Here is a 19022-nt window from a genome sequence, read left to right as displayed (position 1 = left end):
CCCGGGGGGGGGGATCCAGTACGCCGCGGCCTCTCGGCTCAATCGCTAGCGTCTCTGGAATACTGGATCGCCCGGTCAAGCCGGACGACGACACCGAGATGAAGTACGCAAGGACGGCGCGTCGCATCGCGCGAGATCGATCCTCAGCGTCGTCCTGGCGAAAGCCAGGAGCCATTACCCCGGATCTCAATTGTTGCGCGACGCTGGGGCCGCAGTCCTCTTCAACAACGCAACGCGGTGGTTATGGGTCCTGGCTTTCGCCAGGACGACGGCGGCGATTGTTACCGCGTGGTACGTACCCCTCGCCGCCGCCTCACATCCCCCGCGCAAATCGGCGAAAGCCCGGCGCGCCGGTCAGCGCCTCGAAGGCCGCATCGCGTTTCTCCTCGGCGAAGGCAAAGCCGGCCTTGGTGTAGCAGCGCTCGGCCGCGTCGTTGCCGATCACGAACGAGATCGATGCCTGCGAATAGCGGGCAGCCTTGCCGTCGGCGAGCGCACGGGCGATCAGGGCCTGCACCAGACCACCGCCGCGTTGGGATCCCAGGTTTGCGACGTGCTCGATCAGCCAGTCGCCCTCGCCGCCCTGGACCCAGCAATTGCGGGCATAGCCGCCGCGCGCGATGATGCCGTCGGCATCCACGCCGATCTCCGCCGCGACCTCCTCGATCGCCGCGCGTGCGGCGACCACCGTTCCGGATGCGGGCATGGCGCACAGCGCGGCGGCCGGCACGCCGTCGACCTCAGCGATCAGGAAATGGGCGACATGGTACCATGAGCGCACCCGCGCCACGGCGAGCCGCGCCATGAACGCCAGGCATTCCTCCTCCGGCCGGTCGAGCGCGATGTCGAACCAGCCGCGCGGCAGCGGGCCGCGCTGCGCGGCCAGCACGACGCGGGCGATGAAGCCGGCGTCGTCGGATCGTGCGGGACGGATCGAGGATCGTCCCGCACCAAGCATCTCAGGTGTTCTTCAGCGCGACGCGGAATTCCGCCTCGGTCTTGGCCTTGACCTCGTCGAGCGTGACGCCGTCGGCGAGCTCGATCAGCGCCATGCCGTCCTTGCCGTGCTTGTCGATGGTGAACACCGCCAAATCCGTGACGACCATGTCGACCACGCGCTCGCCGGTCAGCGGCAGGTTGCACTGCTTGAGCAGCTTCGCACCGTCCTTGGCGGAATGCTCCATCACGACCACGACGCGTTTGACGCCGGCGACGAGGTCCATGGCGCCGCCCATGCCCTTCACCATCTTGCCGGGGATCATCCAGTTGGCGAGGTCGCCGTTCTGCGCCACCTGCATGGCGCCGAGGATCGACAGATCGATATGGCCGCCGCGCACCATGCCGAAGGAGTCGGCCGAGGAGAAATAGCTGGTCGAGGGCAATTCGCTCACGGTCTGCTTGCCGGCGTTGATGAGATCGGCGTCCACCTCGTCCTCATAGGGGAACGGGCCCATGCCGAGCATGCCGTTCTCGCTCTGCAGGTTCACATCGACGCCGTCGGGAATGTAGTTCGAGACCAGCGTCGGGATGCCGATGCCGAGATTGACGTAATAGCCGTCGCGCAACTCCTTGGCGGCGCGGGCGGCCATCTGTTCACGGGTCCAGGCCATGAGGCTCTCCTGAAGAATTACTTATTGGTTGCGCATGATCTTGTTGGAAAACCGGTGCCCGGTTTTCCGGATCATGCGTTAGGCGGCGGGACGCGGGCGGGTGTTGCGGAACTCGATCCGCTTCTTGCCGGTCCCAACCTCGATGATGCGTTTGACGAAGATGCCGGGGGTGTGGATGTGGTCCGGGTCGATCTCGCCGGCCGGCACCAGATGCTCGACCTCGGCGACGGTGACCTTCGCGGCGGTCGCCATCATCGGGTTAAAGTTGCGCGCGGTCTTGCGGTAGACCAGGTTGCCGGCGGTGTCGCCCTTCCAGGCGTGCACGATGGCGACGTCGGCGAACAGGCCACGTTCCATGATGTACTTCTCGCCGTCGAATTCCTTCACTTCCTTGCCTTCGGCGATCAGCGTGCCGACGCCGGTCTTGGTGTAGAAGGCCGGGATGCCGGCGCCGCCGGCGCGGATGCGCTCGGCCAGCGTGCCCTGCGGGTTGAACTCGAGCTCGAGCTCGCCGGCGAGATATTGCTGCGCGAACAGCTTGTTCTCGCCGACATAGGACGAGATCATCTTCTTGATCTGGCGCGTCTCCAGGAGCCGGCTGAGGCCGATGCCGTCGACGCCGGCGTTGTTGGAGACGACGGTGAGTCCCTTGACGCCGGATTCGCGAATCGCGTCCGACAGGGTCTCGGCGATGCCGCAGAGGCCGAAGCCGCCCGACATGATCATCATGCCGTCCTTGAGGAGACCATCGAGTGCCGATTTGGCGTCGGGATAAACCTTGTTCATGCAATGAATACCTGATGGAGGGCGCGGAACGGCTCTGTCCAACGGATTATTAGGCGAAATCTTCGCAATGCGTCAATCACGGCCCCGTGCGGCGGCGGGCGGCGGCCTGCGACATCAACATGGCCTTGAAAGCGACAAGAAAACCCTTCAAGTTGCGTGGGTTGGCACCGGCTTCCATTGCGCAGCCGGCAGTGTTCGACGACGACCCGACAAAACTCAACCCGACCCGGATATGTCATTGACGATGGCCCAAGGAATTAAGCGCCTGGGGATGCCGATCGCGGCGCTTTTCGGCCTGGCGCTCGTCGGGCTGGTCGGAACGTCGTGGTTCCTCAACCGGGACGCGCTGCGGAGCGCGGTGGAAGCGCAGATTCGCGGCGTGACCGGGCTTGAGCTCGTCGTCAACGGCCCGATCGACGTTTCAGTGTTTCCGGGCAGCTATGTCTCGTTTCATAATGTCGGGCTGAAGGGCGCCGATACCATCGGTCCTGCCCTGCAGGTCGACGTGCTGACCGCCAACCTGCGCCTGCTGCCGCTGTTGCTGCGGCGGTTCGAGATTGCCGACGTCATGATGCTCCGTCCGCATATCCGTGTGGTCCGCGACAGCGCCGGCGAGAGCAACTGGACCCCGTTCGTCGAGACCATCGCCAAGACGATGACGCCCGGCGCCGAGAACCAGGTGTCGTTCTCCGAGATACGGATTCAGGACGGCGAGCTGAATTACCAGGATGGCACCAACAATATCTCCGAGCAACTCGGCGACATCGACCTGTCGCTGGCCTGGCCGTCGATCTCGCGCTCGTTTGCCGCAACCGGCCAGTTCGACTGGCGCGGCGAGCGCGTCGACGGCTCGATCAGCGCCAGCGATTTCGTCGCGCTGCTGTCGGGCGACCGTTCCGGCCTCAAGGCACGGCTGGCCAGCGCGCCGCTGAAGGTTGCGTTCGACGGAACCGTCGCCAACCGCACCAGCCTGATGATGGAAGGCACGGCCACCATGGACTCCCCGTCGCTGCGCAACGCGTTGCGCTGGATGGGACAGGCGCCGCCCGGCGGCGGTGGCGGCTTCGGCCGCTTTGCACTGAAGGCCCGCGCCAATGTGGTCGGCGGCTCGGTCGCGCTCACCAATGTCAATGTCGAGCTCGACGGCAACGTCGCCGAGGGCGTGATGACCTACGCCAACAACGGCCGGCAGACGCTGCAGGCGACGCTTGCCGCCGGCAATCTCGATTTCACGCCCTACATCTCGACGTTCCGCCTGCTGGCCAGCGGCCAGCGCGACTGGAACAGGCAACTGTTCGACCTTTCCTCGCTGTCGTCGACCGATCTCGACATGCGCCTGTCGGCCGCCAAGGTGACGGTCGGCCCGTCCAAGCTCGGCCGCACCGCGTTCGGCGCCAATCTACGCGGCGGCGCGCTCGCGCTCAGCGTCGGCGAGGCGCAGATGTATGGCGGCATCGCCAAGGGCTCGTTCGCGATCGCGCGCTCGGATGCGGTCGCCGACGTCAGGGCGCAATTCCAGTTCACCGATGTCGATCTGCAGGCCTGCGCCAGCGAATTGTTCGGCATCACGAAATTGTCCGGCCGCGGCAACCTCAACGTCTCGCTGACGGCTTCCGGCTCGAGCCCGTTCGGGCTCGCGTCGTCGCTGGACGGCACCGCGACGCTGAACGGGCATGACGGCGCGATCGCAGGCTTCAATGTCGAGCAATTGCTGCGGCGGCTGGAGAAGCGGCCGCTGTCCGGCGGCGGCAATTTCCGCTCCGGCTCGACGCCCTATGACAATCTCAGCGTCTCGGTGAAATTCGCCGACGGCGTCGCGACCGCCGACGACATCCATGTCGTGAGCCCCGCGGCCAAGATCGCGCTGACCGGCACCGCCTCGGTGCCGTCGCGCGAGTATGATCTCAAGGGCGTCGCCAGCCTGACCTCGGCATCTGCCGGCGGCACCGCGTTCGATCTGCCCTTCGTGATTCAAGGCCCGTGGGACGATCCGCTGATCTTCCCCGATCCGGAAAGCTTGATCCGCCGCTCGCCGGCATCCGCCCCGCTGCTCGACGCGGTGAAGGATCGCAAGACCCGCGACGCGGTGCGCTCGGTGATCGAGCGCTTCACCGGCGGCGCCGCACGGCCCGATGCCGCGGCCGGCGCGCCCGGCAACGCTCCGGCCACGGCGGCCGAGAATGCCAAATCGAACTGACCAAGGTCGAACTGGCCAAGGGTCGAACTGATCGATCCATTCACTTTCCGCATCAATGCAGCGGGACTGATCCACGCACTCCCGCGAGCCCCCTACAGAAGTCGTCGATGCGGCATCTTTATCGGGTCCCGGGCATGCGCTAGTGTTTTCCCTAACCGGTTAAAAAAAACCGGCCTCATGAGGGGAGAAGAACGTGAGATCCAAGGTTATCGGTGCGCTATCAATTGCGGTCGCTGCGGTCGGCCTGTTCGCCGCAACTGCACCCGCTCTGGCCCAGGGCAAGACGATCACCGTCTGGTGGGGCAAGGGATTCTACAAGTCCGAAGACGACGCGCTGCTCGATACGATCAAGAAATTCGAAGCCAAGACCGGCATCAAGGTCGAACTGTCGCAATACGCGATCCAGGACATGATTCCGAAGACGGTCGCCGCGCTCGATTCCGGCACCGTTCCCGACGTCGCCTATTCCGACACCTACGATGTGCAGGCCCAGGGCAAGTGGGCCTTCGAGGGCAAGCTCGAGGACCTCTCCGACATCATGCTGCCGATGAAGGACGCCTTCGCGCCGAACACGCTGGAAGCGGCCCTGCTCTACAATGACGTCACCAAGAAGAAGTCCTATTACGGCTTCCCGCTGAAGCAGCAGAGCATGCACGTCCAGATCTGGGGCGACATGCTGGAGAAGGCCGGCTTCAAGGCCGCCGACATCCCGACCAAGTGGGAGGATTACTGGACGTTCTGGTGCGACAAGGTGCAGCCGGGGATCCGCAAGGCGACCGGCCAGCGCATCTACGGCGTCGGCCAGCCGATGGGCGTGGAATCCACCGACTCGTTCCAGTCGTTCTACACCTTCATGGACGCCTACCACGTCAAGCTGGTCGACGACGACGGCAAGCTCCTGGTCGACGATCCCAAGGTGCGCGACGGCCTGATCCACGCACTGAAGGATTACACCGACACCTACATCAAGGGCTGCACGCCGCCGTCCTCGACGACCTGGAAGGACCCGGACAACAACGTCGCCTTCCACAACAAGACGATCGTGATGACCCACAATTTCACGATCTCGATCGCGGCGAAGTGGTTCGAGGATTCCACCAACCCGGCGCTGACCGACGCGCAGCGCGCCGCCGGCAAGCAGGCCTATGAGCAGGACATCATCACGGCGTCCTTCCCGAAGGCGCCGGATGGCTCGACGATCCGCTACCGCTCCGACGTCAAGACCGGACTGATCTTCGCCAACGCCAAGAACAAGGCGGAAGGCAAGCAGTTCATCGCGTTCCTGATGCAGGAAGACAACGTGCGGCCCTACATCGAAGGTGCGCTCGGCCGCTGGTTCCCGGTGACCAAGGCAAGCCAAGCGAGCCCGTTCTGGCAGGCCGACCGGCATCGCAAGGCGGTCTGGAATCAGTTCACCGGCGGCACTGCGCCGTTCGACTTTACCAAGAACTGGAAGTTCACCATCCTGAACAACGAGAACGTCTGGGCCAAGGCCATGAACCGCGTCGTCAGCGAGAAGGTGCCGGTGGACAAGGCCGTCGACGAACTGATCGCGCGTATCAAGCAGGTCGCGGGGTAACGTAAGGGATGTCGGCTGGCGCCAAAACTGCTTCCGCGTCGTCCCGGCGAAAGCCGGGACCCATACGCCGCGGCAGCAGTTCTGGAGTATGCTGGTCGACGACTTTCGCGCAACGACCGGGACCTGTGGTTATGGGTCCCGGCTTTCGCCGGGACGACGACGTAGGCGGCATCTCCTTCCTAGAGTAACCGAATGGCGATCACGCTCTCCGCATCCGATGCCCCCTCGCCGCCGCTGTCGGCGCGGCTGACGCCGCCGCAGGTCTGGGGCATCGCGCTGCTGGTGCCCTACCTGCTCGTCTTTCTCGCCTTCGTGGTCTATCCGGTCGGCTACGGCCTGTGGCTGGCGCGCCATCCGTCGAGCTATGTCGCACTTTATAATGACCCGATCTTCGCGCGCGCGGCCGTCAACACGCTGATCTTCCTGGTCATCGGCATCAACATCAAGATGCTGATCGCGCTGTTCTTGTCCGGCTTCTTCGCCCAGCAGCGGCCCTGGATCAGGTGGCTGTCTGTCATCTTCATCCTGCCCTGGGCGGTGCCGTCGATCCCGACCATTCTTTCCGTGCGCTTCATGCTCAATCCGGAATGGGGCGTGGTCAACCAGTTGATCTTCAAGTTCACCGGCGACGACGGCCCGAACTGGCTGAACGATCCCGCGGTCGCGCTCGCGATGGCGATCGGCGTGCACATCTGGAAGTCGCTGCCGTTCTGGACGCTGATCCTGCTGACCGGACGGCTCGCCATCCCGCACGATCTGTACGAGGCATCCGACGTCGACGGCGCCAATTGGTGGCAGAAATTCCGCTACATCACCTGGCCGTCGATGCAGACGCTCTACATCACCTGCACGCTGCTCTCGATGATCTGGACGCTGGGCGATTTCAACAGCGTCTATCTGCTCACCGGCGGCGGGCCTGCCGACCTCACCCACGTGCTCTCGACGCTGGGCATCCGCTATCTCAGGCTCGACCAGCTGTCGCTCGCGATGGCCTCGATCGTCTGCGCGATGCCGTTCGTGCTGCCGCTGGTCTATTACATGATGAAACGGTTGTCGCGATGAAGCTGCCCACCCTCCGCGAAGTCGGCACCGAGGCCAAGCTGCTGCTGATCGGCATTCCGGTCTTCATCTGGACCATGATCCCGATCTACCACATGTTCGTGTTCGCGATCTCTCCGAAGGAGGACGCGTTCACCGGCAAGCTGTGGCCGACGCATCCGACGCTGCATAATTTCTCGATCGTGTTCCACCAGCAGCATTACTTCCTGCGCGACTTCTGGATCCAGTTTTGGAATTCGGCCGTGATCGCGCTCGCCGTCGGCGCGCTGACGCTGTTCGTCGCCACCGCCGCCGCGTTCTCGATCTCGCGGCTGCGCGTGCCGGGCGGCCGGGCTGTGATGAACCTTGCGCTGTTCACCTATTTCATCCCGGCGGCATTCCTCGCCGTGCCGATGTACCGCACCATGGGCACCTACGGCCTGCTCAACAATCACTGGTCGCTGATTTTGGCGATGGTGACGATCGCCGCGCCCTACGCGATCTGGGTGCTGAAGCAGGCCTCCGACAAGCTGCCGGTCGAGCTCGACGAGGCCGCGACGATGGACGGCGCCACCACGCTGCAGCTGTTCCGCCTGGTCTATGTGCCGCTGATGATGCCATCGCTGGTCGCGGTCGGCACCTATGCGATCCTGCTCGCCTGGAACGAATATCTCTACGCGTTCCTGCTGCTGTCGAAGGACACCGACATCACGCTACCGGTCGCGCTCGGCAACTTCCTCGCCGCCGACGACTCGCCATGGGAGCTGTTGATGACCACCGGCTTCATCTACGCGCTGCCGCCGGCCGCGGTCTATTACGCCTTCAAGCGCTACATGGTGGGCGGGCTGACGGCCGGCGCCGTCAAATCGTAACGCGCCTCACAGCGGCGCGGCGCTCTCGCCGCGTGCGCTCGACAGTTTCGAGGCGAACGAGGCGATCACGATGATCACAGCGATCAGCGCGATCACCAGCGTGCAGATCGCGTTGATCTCGGGCTTAACGCCGAGCCGCACCTCCGAGTAGATCCGGATCGGCAGCGTCGCCGAGCCGGGGCCGGTGGTGAAGCTCGCGATCACCACGTCGTCGAGCGACAGCGTGAAGGCGAGCATCCACCCCGCCACGATCGCCGGCACGATCAGCGGCAGCGTCACCAAAAGGAACGCGCGCACCGGATCGCAGCCGAGGTCCATCGCGGCTTCCTCCAGGCTGCGGTCGAGCGTGGCCAGGCGCGACTGCACCACGACGGTGACGAAGCACATCGTCAGCGTGGTGTGGGCGATGGTCACCGTCCAGAAGCCGCGCTCGGCGTTCAGCGCCACGAACAGCAGCAGCAGCGACAGGCCGGAGATCACCTCGGGCATGACCAGCGGCGAATACAGCATGCCGGAGAACAGCGCCCGCCCCCGGAACCGTTCGCCGCGCGCCAGCCCGATCGCCGCCAGCGTGCCCAACAATGTCGCCAGCGTCGCCGACACCGCGGCGACTGACAGGCTCATCCACGCCGCATCCAGCATGGCGCGGTCGTTGAAGAATTCGTGGTACCAGCGCAGCGACCAGCCGCCCCACACCGTCACCAGCCGCGAGGCGTTGAACGAATAGATCACGAGGATGACGATCGGCAGGTAGAGGAACGCCAGCCCGAGCGCCAGCGAGGTCATGTTGAAGCGCGTCAGCCTAGTGACGGTGTGCGCCATCAGCGGCCACCCTCGAGCTGACGCCGCTGCAGGCGGTCGTAGAGCACGAGCGGCGGCACCAGCAGCAGTAGCAGCGCGACCGCCGCGGCTGACGCCACCGGCCAGTCCTTGTTGGTGAAGAACTCGAGCCACAGCGTCTGCCCGATCATCAGCGAATTGGAGCCGGCGAGCAGATCGGGGATCACGAACTCGCCGACGATGGGAATGAAGCAGAGCAGCGCGCCGGCGCCGACGCCGGGCAGCGATAGCGGAAACGTCACCAGCCAGAACGCCTGCCGCGGCGAGGCGCCGAGGTCGCCCGCGGCCTCCAAGAGCGAGGCATCCATCTTGGAGAGCGTCGCATAGAGCGGCAGGATCATGAACGGCAGATAGGAGTAGACGATGCCGAGATACATCGCGCTGTCGGCCGACAACCAGACCACCGGCGCGGACACGATGTGCAACGTGAGCAGGATCTGGTTGAGCAGACCGTCATGCTGCAAAATGTTGATCCAGGCATAGATGCGGATCAGGAACGAGGTCCAGAACGGCACGATGACCAGCATCATCGCCACGCCCTGCCAGCGCTGCGGCAGCCGCGCCATGCCGTAGGCGACGGGATAGCCGATCAGCAGCAGGATCAAGGTCGAGGTCACAGCGACGACGAGGCTGCGCAGATAGGACAGGATGTACAGATTGTCCTGCAGCAGCAGGCGGAAATTGTCGAACGACAGTTGCGCAAACGCGGCCGCCAGCGCCGCGCGGCCCTCGGTGAAATCGAACACCGGCGTATAGGGCGGCTGCGCGATCGCGGTCTGCGACAGGCTGATCTTCAGCACGAAGCCGAACGGCACCAGGAAGAACAGCACCATCCAGAGATAGGGCGCGATCGCGGCAAGCCGCGCCGGCCGCGCGAAGATGCGGCGCGCGCTCATTGCTCGAGCACCAGGCAGTCGTCGGCGGTGAACCACGCCACCACGCGCTGGCCGGCGAGATAGGCGTCGACATCGAGCCGCGCAGTGTTGGCCATCGACGAGCGCACCACCGCGCCGGATTCCAGCCTCACCCGGTAGCTCGTGACGCCGCCAAGATAATTGACGTCGGCGACCACGCCCTCCAGCCGGTTGATCGTCTGCGATCCGCCCGCGTCCGAGGCCGGTGCGCGGCGCGACAACTTCACCTTCTCGGGGCGGATCGCGACGCTGACCACCTCCTTGGTCACCGGCGGCCACAACTCGCTGACCGCGAGCCTGCCTGCTTCCGCGGTCGAGACCGTCAACCGTCCATTCTCGCGAGCGGCGACCTGGCCGTTGAACAGGTTGATGTCGCCGACGAACTCGGCGATCCAGCGGGAGGCCGGCGCCTCGTAGAGATTGCGCGGGGTCGCGACTTGGACCAGACGGCCGGCATCCATCACCCCGATCCGGCCGGCCATCGTCATCGCCTCCTCCTGATCGTGGGTGACGATGATGAAGGTCATGCCGAGCCGGCGTTGCAGCTCCATCAACTCTCCTTGCGTGCTCTCGCGCAGCTTCTTGTCGAGCGCGGCGAGCGGCTCGTCGAGCAGCAGCACCTGCGGGCGGCGCGCCAGCGAGCGCGCCAGCGCCACGCGTTGCCGCTGTCCACCGGAGAGCTGGTCGGGCTTGCGCTTCTCGAGCCCCTCGAGCTTGACGAGCGCCACCATCTCGGCAACGCGGCTCGCGATGTCACGGCGCGCCATGCCGGCACGCTTCAGCCCAAAGGCGATGTTGTCGCGCACCGACAGATGCGGGAACAGCGCGTAGTTTTGGAACATCATGTTGACGGGCCGCTCATGCGGCAGCACCTGGGCGATGTCGTTGCCGCCGAGCAGGATGCGGCCCTCGTCCGGCGTCTCGAAGCCCGCGAGCATGCGTAGCAGCGTGGTCTTGCCGCAGCCGCTCGGGCCGAGCAGCGCGAAGAACTCGCCGGCGCGGATATCCAGCGAGAGCTTGTCGACCGCGCGGAAATTGCCGAACGATTTGGCGACGCCCTCGATCCGCAGCAGCGGCATGTCCGAGACGGCCGGTTCAGGCAACGGCTTTGCCGCCTCCGCAGTCGCTTCGCCCGATGTCACGTCCGCCAGCCCCGATTCCCCTTAAGCTCCGATTGTGACGGCAAACTAGCGGCGGATCGCCACCGGCTCAACCGCCTCACGAACATCTCCCGCAATATTGTCGGCTTCCGCGCCTCTGCTGGGGCGGGCTCCTAAATGCGTTGCGTCGGCTTTGAGGTTCAAACCGGAAGGCACTTGTTCGGCCTGAAACGTACCGCCTTTGACTCAGAGCTGTCATTGTGCCGCCGGTAGAAGAGGATAGGCTTAGCGCCGAAACGAGGTCGGTTGTGGGCCGCATATCCGCTGCCGCATCACGAACTAGATCGGCGGGGCCATGGCAATGAAAAAAGATACGGGAACGCCGCAGGTAAAAAGTGTCGAGCTTCTGGTAGCGATGACCGGCAAGGCGAGTCCCGCGAAAGCGGCCGACGGCGACAAGCCAGTATTTGCCTATATCGAGAGCCTTCCTGAACCGCAGAAGAGCATCGCCAAACATGTCGATGCCTTGGCCTCCAGGATATTGCCGGACCTCAAACGCGCGGTGAAATGGGGAATGGCTTACTATGGCGTTCCCGATGGGTGGTGCTTCACTTCCGGCGCATTCGTCGGTCACATGAAGCTGATGTTCATCCGAGGTAACGAACTGCAACCAGAACCCCCGGTGACACCGATCGGAATGGGTAAGGCCACCCGCGGCGTCGAATTGACCGCCATGGACGAGCTCGACGAAGACCAGGTGCTTTCGTGGATGGCTCAGGCCGCCGAGAAGCCGTTCGTCGGGGGGAAGAAGAAGAAATAGGCCTCCTGGCGGCTGCCGCTTCTGGCAGTAAACTGACAGTCTACATGACCATCGGGAAGGTCGGCTCTTCGAGGGTAACCGGAAGTCCCCGGTTCGGCAGCCATAGGCGGCTTTTGACCCAAAACCGACATGCGGTGGTCACCCATCGCCGCCTCGTCAACACCTCACGCTCATGTGTCCAGAGAAGCCCTGCATCTCTATTGAATTACATTCGTAATGTGATATTACGATCGTAATTGCACTCCAGTCGATGTTTGACGGCGTCGAATGCTGCAAACAGCTCTTTGCGAGGACTTCATGAACGACACCACCGCCACTCTAAGCCATCGCGCGCCGCAAGAAGTCATGGATCTCCCCTCGCTGGGGCTCGCAGCCGCTGCAGCCGCCATTCGTAAGGGCGAGATCACGTCGGAGGCCTACACTTCGGCACTTCTGCTTCGCGCCCGAACGCTTGCCGAACTAAACACCTTCATCACAATCGATGAGGCCGTCGTGTTGACGGCTGCGAGAGACGCAGACAAAGCACGTGCGGCCGGATCGACAGTTCCGCTACTGGGCGTGCCGCTCGGGGTGAAAGATAGTTATTTGACAAAAGGACTACCGACGAGCCTCGGGCTCGATAGCCTCGCTCACTTCGTACCGCACAGGGATGCCGACGCTGTCCGTGCCATCAAGGATGCGGGCGCGTTCGTTTTCGGCAAAAATAACCTAGTCGAGATGTCCTATGGCTTGACCGGTCACAACGCACGTTACGGCCAGGTCAAGAACCCGCACGCACGAGGTCGCGTGTCGGGCGGCTCCTCGAGCGGCTCCGCCGCATCGGTAGCCGCCGGCCTCGTTCCCGCCTCCCTGGGCGGTGACACCGTTGGCTCGATCCGGGTACCCGCATCGTTCTGTGGCGTCGTGGGGTTCAAGCCAACCACCGGACGGTGGCCGCGCAACGGCGTTGCTCCGATCTCTCACACGCTCGACACCACGGGCGCATTCGCTCGAAGCGTCGAGGACTGCGTATTGCTGGATCACGTTGTGACTGGCGAACAGGCTGCGGAAATTTCCGACGGCCATGATCTAAAGGGAGTCCGACTCGCCTTCGCGCCTCGGCAGTTCCTGGAACTTGTGGATTCGGAAGTCGAAACCCGCTTCCTCGAAGTGGTTCGACGGCTGCAGGATGCTGGCGCCGAAATCGTCGAGGTCGACCTTGGCAATGATTTCAACGTCCTCGTCCAAACCGCGACATGGGGCATCTTCGCCCATGAAACGATGGGCGCGATTTCGGAGTTCCTTCGCCGCCACGACATTCCTACTACGTTCGAGGCCATTTACGATGGGCTCAAGCCCCAACTTCGGCAGGCGTGGGGACACATCGTGCTACCGGGCGGCGCAGGCGCCACCTCCGTAGAGGCCTATCAGTCGGCGCTCAACGTGAGCCGGCCTGAAATCCAGCGCCGCCTCGACACGGCGTTCGTCGCTCGTGGGGCGCAGGCCATTCTGCAACCGACCACGCCGTGCACGGCACCTTTGATCGAAGAGCAGGCGACCGTCCACATCGCGGGGCAGGACGTCAGCTACCTCGCTTTGGCGAACCACACCGTGTCTGCGAGCAGCGTGGGGATGCCGGGAATCAGTCTTCCTGTCGGCTCGTCCCGCGCTGACCTGCCGATTGGCCTTGAGCTTGACGCTCCGCTCGGGAGCGACCGGACGCTCTTGGTCCTTGCCCGCAGGGTCGAAGGTATCCTGGGCTACAAGTCGACTGCGATCTAACGCGACCAGGCTGCGGGCAGTTTGTGGAGTTGAGCGAAGATGCGATTCGAGAAGGGTCACAAGGCGGCGACACGACGGCACATCGTTGATGTGGCATCGAAGTGCATGCGCCGGGACGGCATCTCTGCGGCCGGCATTGCGGGGATTATGGGCGAGGCCGGCCTGACCAAAGGGGCCTTTTCTCCGCACTTCGAGTCCAAGGACGAGCTTGTTCGCGAGGCGCTGGCGAGCGCGCTGGGGGGCCAGCAGCATTGCCTTGAAGATCAGCTCAAGGGCCTCGACCTTGAAGGCGCGATCCGCAAATACCTCAACCGCGCCCACCTCAAAGACCGGGCAGACGGGTGTCCCTCAGCGGCCTTACTACCGGAAATCGCCCGCCAGCCCCTGTCTACCAGGCAAGATTACGAGAAAGCGTTGCGAAGGTACGTTGCGACTTTGGCCGCGCTGCTTCCGGGTGCAGATTCCAAGGCGAACCACCGCCGTGCGACGGCGATCTTCGGGCTCATGGTCGGCACCCTGCAGTTCGCGCGGGCCGTGCCCGACGCGAGAGAGGCGCAGCAGATCCTGGATGGCGGCGTTGAAGCCGCGATGCACTTGGCGCGAGCCCCATCAGCCTAGTTCAGCAAGGACGGTGAGTCTCAAGATCGGACATGCCTGCGTGCTGAAATTGCCGATGTCCGCTGCTGGCCCAACTCGGACCTCCGGCGATGTCCGCTCTTGCGATGCTGTCGAGGGCTAAGCAGACGTGAGCCCCGAAGGGGCTCGTTGCCTTTATGAGTACATGCCCTAGACTTCGCAGCCAAATTCGGGAGGACAACCGATGATTCACGATCGCTACGGCCTGCCGCTGACCACCAATTCGGACCGCGCCGCCGCCTATTATGTCGACGGCGTCGATCGCATGCTGGCGGCGCTGCACGGCGCGGATGCCGCGTTCGAGGCGGCGATCGCCGAGGACCCCGATTTCGCGTTGGCCCATCTCGGGCGTGCCCGCGTCCACCAGCTCAACATGGAAGGCGCCATGGCCCGCGCCAAGGCAACCGATGCGCGGCAGCTCGCCGCGGCCGCGACCCCACGCGAGCGCCAGCACATCGAGATCATCGCGTCCGTGATCGAGGGCCAGGGCAAGAAGGCGATGACAGCGGCCGAACAGCATCTGACCGAATATCCGCGCGATGCGCAGATACTCTCGCTGTTGCTCGGTGCCTTCGGCCTCTACGCCTTCTCCGGCCGGTCCGACCATGACGCCGCCCGGCTCGCGATCTCCGAACGTTATACCAGCGACTATGGCGACGACTGGTGGTTCCTCACCTATCTCGGCTGGTCGAAGACCGAGGCCGGCGACCTCGTCTCGGGCCGCGCCGTCACCGAGCGCGGCTATGCGCTGAAGCCGGAGAACGCCGGCGCCGCACACGCGGTGGCGCATGCGCTGTTCGAGCAGGGCGACGCGGCGGAAGGCCGCAGCTTCCTCTCCGCCTGGCTGCCGGCGAACGATCGCACCAGCTTCCTGCAGGGCCATCTCGCCTGGCACCTCGCCTTGATCGCGATCGAGGAAGGCGACGCCGACAGCGCGCTCGGCATCTACGAGCAGCACATCAAGCCGGCGAACCGGCCCTATCCGCCGCTCAACATCTATACCGATACGGCCTCGCTGCTGTGGCGGCTGTCGGTCGCCGGCAAGACCGGCCTCGAATCACACTGGAGGGATGTCGCCGCCTATGGCGACGGATACTTCCCCAAGGCCGGCGCGCATTTCGCCGACGTGCATCACGCGCTGGTCGCAGCCACGACGAACAACGACGCGCTTGAGGCGCGGCTGACCGAGATGGCGGCGCGCGACGTCGACGGCAAGCTGGCGCCCGGCCCCGCCGCGATCGGGCTCGGCCGCGGCGTCGCCGCCTTCGCCGCCGGCGACCATGAGCGCGCCGTGCGTATCCTGGCGCCGCTGATGCCCGAGCTGGTGCGGATCGGCGGCAGCCATGCGCAACGCGAATTGTGGGAGGACACCTTCATCGTCGCATGCTTGCGCGCGGGTCAAGGCCGGCAAGCGACGAACCTGATTTCGGAGCGGCTGCATCGCCGTCCATCCAAGCGTGATCTCGCCTGGTCGCAGGAGGCAGCGCGGCAATAGCCGAACCTCAATCCGGCTTCGCCATGAATGCCGCAAGCGCATCCTGATCGGCTTGCGGCATGGTCAGGCCGAGCTTGGAGCGCCGCCAAAGGATATCGTCGGGAAAGCGCGCCCATTCCTTGCGCATGAGGTAGCGCACCTCAGCGCCGGTCAATTCCGGGCCGAAGGCCGGACCGAGATCGGCCTTCTGCTTTGCCTCGCCCAGGATATCCTTCACGTTCAGCCCGTAGGCGGCCACCAGCCGCCGCGCCTCGTCCTCGCCCAGGAAGCGCCAGCGATCGCGCGCGATGTCGACCTCGGTCTCGAAGCACTGCCACGCGAATTCGCCGCCCGGCAGCGGCACTGTTGCGGTCCAGCGCGGCGTGATCGGATAGAACCGCGTGAATTCCGACACCGCCCGCTCGGCGCGACGCCGGGAGGTGGTGACGTCACCGCCGAAGATCGTGAGCAGCGGCGCCTTGCCACGCCGGAAATCGAGTGACGCCGCGCCATCGCTGCTGCGCCGGCGCACGGGAACGACGACGGAATTGGCGCCGGAAATCGTGCGCAGCACATCGGCCGGAGTGATCTGCTCGCGAAAATAGCGATTGGCTGCGTCGCAGAGATAGGCCACTTCGCGCACGCCCATCGCGACAATGGCGGGATCGCCCTTGAAAGGATGACTGACGCTACCGATCAGGGTGAAGTCGCGCGCATAGGGACTGGCGAAGACCAGTTGTCCGTCGAGGTTCTGGAACGCATAGACGTTGTCGCAGTCGAACAGCCGGCGCACCACTATCTGGCTGATCTGCACGGTCGCGAGCGGTGGCGCCGGCACGCGCAACACGGTGTCGGCGACGGAGGCGGCCCATGCGCCGGTGGTGTTGACCAGCGACCGCGCGGTGATCACCCGGCGATAGCCACGGTCGATCACGACCAGCCGCCAGGTCTCGCCGCGCTCGGCCCTGGTCACGCGCCCGCCGGTGCGGATATCGGCGCCGCGTGCGGCGGCATCGACGGCATTGAGCACGACGAGCCGGGAATCGTCGACGACGCAATCGGAATATTCGAACGCGGTTCCGAACGGCCGCTTCAGCGCATTGCCGACCGGATGGTGGGTGACATCCAGCGTCGTCGAGCGTGGCAGGCCGCTGCGCGAGGCCAACCGTTCGTACAGCAGCAGCAACGACCGCAACTGCCACGGCGGCCGTTCCTCGGCATGCGCCGGGATCGCGAAGCGCGCCGGCCGCACCAGATGCGGCGCGATGCGCAGCAACACGTCGCGTTCCCTGAGCGCCCTGCGGACGCGAAAGAACTCACGCCGTTCGAGCCCGGCCAGATCGCCATGAACCAGCCGCGGCGAGGCCCCCGACGCGCCGGAGCCGAGATCGCCCTGCTCCAGCAGGATCACGCGCAGGCCGCGGCCGGCCGCGTCGCGAGCAACGCTCGTTCCGTTCAGGCCACCGCCGATGATCGCGAGATCATAATCCGCCATGGGCAACGGCTATCGCATTTCAATGCGAACGAAATACGTGTTCGCACGAAAAATGCGTCAAGGCGAGGCGCCTAACGACATGATGCCTGGGTGAAGTGGTCTCACGGCACACTCCACCTCTCCCGCTTGCGGGGGCGAGCGTACGCTTGCATGATTTCGGAATATTGGAAGAATGCTCCTGAGTTGCCCGACGTGTCAAGTCACCTGCTCGAACGCCGGCCGCCGCCGGCTACTTTGCATGGGGTTGTTTTCGATATTTCGCGACGGCTATCCAATCTGACGCCATCACCCGCTAGTCCGCAGCGGCCGAGGCGAAGAAGTGTTCGGGGCCATCGACCTCGATCAGCTTCTTGCCCTCGATCACCCAGAACCGGTTGGCCACCGTGCGCACGAACTGGCGGTCGTGCGACACCAACAGGCAGCTGGCCTGCTGCTCCATCAGTTCCTCCTCCAGCGTCTCCTGGCCCTCGATGTCGAGGTGGTTGGTCGGCTCGTCGAGCAGATAAAAGTTCGGCTGGGTGAGCCGCAGCACCAGCATGCCGAGACGGGCCTTCTGCCCGCCCGACAGCCGCCCGATCGGACGGCCCTGCATCTCGATCGAGAGCCCGGCACCGGCGAGCAGGCCGCGCGCTCGCTGGTCGCCGACCGCAAAGCGCCGCGTCAGCATGCGCATCGGCGTGTCGCTGTCCGCGAGATCGGCCAGCGCCTGATCGCAATAGCCAAGCACCAGCGACTCCGTGGCCCTGATCTCGGCGGCTGCCGCCCCCGCGTCCTCGATCGCCAGCCGCAGCGCCGCGACGAACCGGGTCTTGCCCGCGCCGTTCGGCCCGAGCAGCGCGATGCGGTCGCCCTTGCAGATGAACTGCTGGCCGGTCCTGAACAGCGGCCTGCCGTCCGGAGTGGCGATCGCGGCGTTCTTCAGCCCGATCAGCACCTTGGCATGGGTGTCGCGGTTGGCGAGCCGGATCGTGCCCGCCGAGCGTTCCACATGGGCCGGCTTCGCCGTCTCCTCGAGCTTCTCGGCGCGCTGCTTCAACTGCTTGGTCTTCGACAGCAGAAGGTCGCTGCCGGAATTGATGCCGAGGTTGTTGAGCTTGGCGGCCTGCTGCCGCAGCTGCCGGACGGCCTTCATGTCGCGCTGGAAGCGCCGCTCGTCCGAGGCATCGAATTCGTCGAGCGCCGTGCGCGCCGCGGTGTAGGGCAACGAGAACAGCTGCGACCGTTCCGGGCGCAGGAACAGCGTCCGGTTGGTGGTCGCGTCAAGGAAGGCGCGATCGTGGCTTGCGATCACCACCGGCATTTCGCGCTGCAGCGTATTCAGCCATGCCTCGAGCCGGCCGATCTTGGCGAGGTCGAGATGGTTGGTCGGCTCGTCGAGCAACAGCACGTCGGGCTCGGTCACCAGCACACGAGCAAGCATTGCAAGCCGCAGCCAGCCGCCGCTCAATTGCCTCAGCGGTCGTGCCCACAACTCCTCCGGCACATCGAGCGATTGCAAGGCGACGTCGACCCGCCAGCTCTCGCCGGCGCGCTGCTCGCCGGGTAGTGCCTCGAGCACGGCAGCATGGAACGGGGTATCCAGCAGCCTCGGCGGCGCATCCTGCTCGACATGGCCGACGGTCAGGCCGCGCGCGCGGGTGATGTCGCCTTCGTTGGGCTCCATCGCGCCTGCGATGCAGCGCAGCAACGTGGATTTGCCGCGGCCGTTGGCGGCGACGAGGCCGATCCGGTCGCCGGCATTGACGACAAAATTCAGTTCGGAAAACAGCGGCGCGTTCAGCGTCACGCCGAGATTGCGTACATTGATGAGGGTCACGATCAATTCTCTGGTCTTGCCGGCGATCACGACATCATCCAGAGGCGTCCAGCCATCATCGGATGTGCGTGTCGGTGCGCGGCG

16 protein-coding genes are annotated in these 19022 nt (G+C 64.8%); 8 read left to right on the top strand and 8 right to left on the bottom strand.

The window, feature by feature from the left end:
• Positions 1-313 precede the first annotated feature (313 nt).
• The 3 genes from BraRD5C2_RS34520 to BraRD5C2_RS34510 form a co-directional block, all read right to left on the bottom strand.
• Positions 314-958 carry an N-acetyltransferase gene (locus BraRD5C2_RS34520; protein ID WP_223976006.1) on the bottom strand — a complete coding sequence of 215 codons (645 nt, stop codon included), beginning with the start codon at positions 956-958 and terminating at the stop codon, positions 314-316.
• A 1-nt stretch (position 959) separates the two neighbouring features.
• Entirely contained in the window at positions 960-1610 is a 651-nt protein-coding gene (locus BraRD5C2_RS34515; protein WP_097677082.1) for a 3-oxoacid CoA-transferase subunit B, read from the bottom strand.
• A gap of 78 nt (positions 1611-1688) precedes the next feature.
• Complete coding sequence (locus BraRD5C2_RS34510; protein ID WP_028336014.1) at positions 1689-2396, bottom strand: CoA transferase subunit A; 708 nt, start codon at positions 2394-2396, stop codon at positions 1689-1691.
• Positions 2397-2640: 244 nt separating this feature from the next.
• On the opposite strand from BraRD5C2_RS34510, the gene BraRD5C2_RS34505 reads away from it, so the two are divergent.
• The 4 genes from BraRD5C2_RS34505 (at position 2641) to BraRD5C2_RS34490 (ending at position 8082) form a co-directional block, all read left to right on the top strand.
• Positions 2641-4593: an AsmA family protein gene (locus tag BraRD5C2_RS34505; protein WP_223976003.1), complete on the top strand. Its 1953-nt coding sequence runs from the start codon at positions 2641-2643 to the stop codon at positions 4591-4593.
• Between the two features lie 193 nt (positions 4594-4786).
• Positions 4787-6172, top strand: coding sequence for an ABC transporter substrate-binding protein (locus tag BraRD5C2_RS34500; RefSeq protein ID WP_223975999.1), 1386 nt, complete (start codon positions 4787-4789; stop codon positions 6170-6172).
• A 192-nt stretch (positions 6173-6364) separates the two neighbouring features.
• The gene (locus BraRD5C2_RS34495) at positions 6365-7234 is read left to right on the top strand and encodes a carbohydrate ABC transporter permease (protein WP_223975996.1); all 870 of its coding nucleotides are present in this window, start codon (positions 6365-6367) and stop codon (positions 7232-7234) included.
• On the top strand, positions 7231-8082 hold the full coding sequence (locus BraRD5C2_RS34490; RefSeq protein WP_176533664.1) for a carbohydrate ABC transporter permease: 852 nt from the start codon (positions 7231-7233) through the stop codon (positions 8080-8082). The genes BraRD5C2_RS34495 and BraRD5C2_RS34490 overlap by 4 nt, the downstream gene beginning before the upstream one ends.
• Before the next feature lie 6 nt (positions 8083-8088).
• Here the strand turns inward: BraRD5C2_RS34490 and BraRD5C2_RS34485 are convergent, their stop codons facing one another.
• The 3 genes from BraRD5C2_RS34485 to BraRD5C2_RS34475 are packed head-to-tail and all read right to left on the bottom strand — an operon-like array spanning position 8089 to position 10915.
• The gene (locus BraRD5C2_RS34485; protein ID WP_223975994.1) at positions 8089-8904 is read right to left on the bottom strand and encodes an ABC transporter permease; all 816 of its coding nucleotides are present in this window, start codon (positions 8902-8904) and stop codon (positions 8089-8091) included.
• Entirely contained in the window at positions 8904-9818 is a 915-nt protein-coding gene (locus BraRD5C2_RS34480; protein ID WP_223975990.1) for an ABC transporter permease, read from the bottom strand. Before BraRD5C2_RS34480 ends, BraRD5C2_RS34485 begins: the two co-directional genes overlap by 1 nt.
• Positions 9815-10915: an ABC transporter ATP-binding protein gene (locus BraRD5C2_RS34475; protein ID WP_374708080.1), complete on the bottom strand. Its 1101-nt coding sequence runs from the start codon at positions 10913-10915 to the stop codon at positions 9815-9817. The genes BraRD5C2_RS34480 and BraRD5C2_RS34475 overlap by 4 nt, the downstream gene beginning before the upstream one ends.
• Positions 10916-11297: 382 nt before the next feature.
• On the opposite strand from BraRD5C2_RS34475, the gene BraRD5C2_RS34470 reads away from it, so the two are divergent.
• From BraRD5C2_RS34470 to BraRD5C2_RS34455, 4 genes are all read left to right on the top strand, one after another.
• On the top strand, positions 11298-11756 hold the full coding sequence (locus tag BraRD5C2_RS34470; protein ID WP_223975987.1) for a DUF1801 domain-containing protein: 459 nt from the start codon (positions 11298-11300) through the stop codon (positions 11754-11756).
• A 297-nt stretch (positions 11757-12053) separates the two neighbouring features.
• The gene (locus tag BraRD5C2_RS34465; RefSeq protein WP_223975985.1) at positions 12054-13517 is read left to right on the top strand and encodes an amidase family protein; all 1464 of its coding nucleotides are present in this window, start codon (positions 12054-12056) and stop codon (positions 13515-13517) included.
• A gap of 39 nt (positions 13518-13556) precedes the next feature.
• Complete coding sequence (locus BraRD5C2_RS34460; protein ID WP_223975982.1) at positions 13557-14135, top strand: TetR/AcrR family transcriptional regulator; 579 nt, start codon at positions 13557-13559, stop codon at positions 14133-14135.
• A gap of 283 nt (positions 14136-14418) precedes the next feature.
• On the top strand, positions 14419-15648 hold the full coding sequence (locus BraRD5C2_RS34455; protein ID WP_223976059.1) for a tetratricopeptide repeat protein: 1230 nt from the start codon (positions 14419-14421) through the stop codon (positions 15646-15648).
• Between the two features lie 7 nt (positions 15649-15655).
• On the opposite strand, the gene BraRD5C2_RS34450 is transcribed toward BraRD5C2_RS34455, so the two are convergent.
• Together BraRD5C2_RS34450 and BraRD5C2_RS34445 are read right to left on the bottom strand one after the other, a co-directional pair.
• Positions 15656-17122, bottom strand: a complete 1467-nt coding sequence (locus BraRD5C2_RS34450; protein WP_223975980.1) for a glycerol-3-phosphate dehydrogenase — start codon at positions 17120-17122, stop codon at positions 15656-15658.
• A gap of 292 nt (positions 17123-17414) precedes the next feature.
• On the bottom strand, positions 17415-18938 hold the full coding sequence (locus BraRD5C2_RS34445; RefSeq protein ID WP_223975977.1) for an ABC-F family ATP-binding cassette domain-containing protein: 1524 nt from the start codon (positions 18936-18938) through the stop codon (positions 17415-17417).
• Between the last annotated feature and the right edge of the window lie 84 nt (positions 18939-19022).

The organism is Bradyrhizobium sp. RD5-C2, from assembly GCF_019972155.1.
Taxonomy (GTDB): Bacteria; Pseudomonadota; Alphaproteobacteria; order Rhizobiales; family Xanthobacteraceae; genus Bradyrhizobium.
This window is presented reverse-complemented; position numbering and strand designations above follow the sequence as displayed.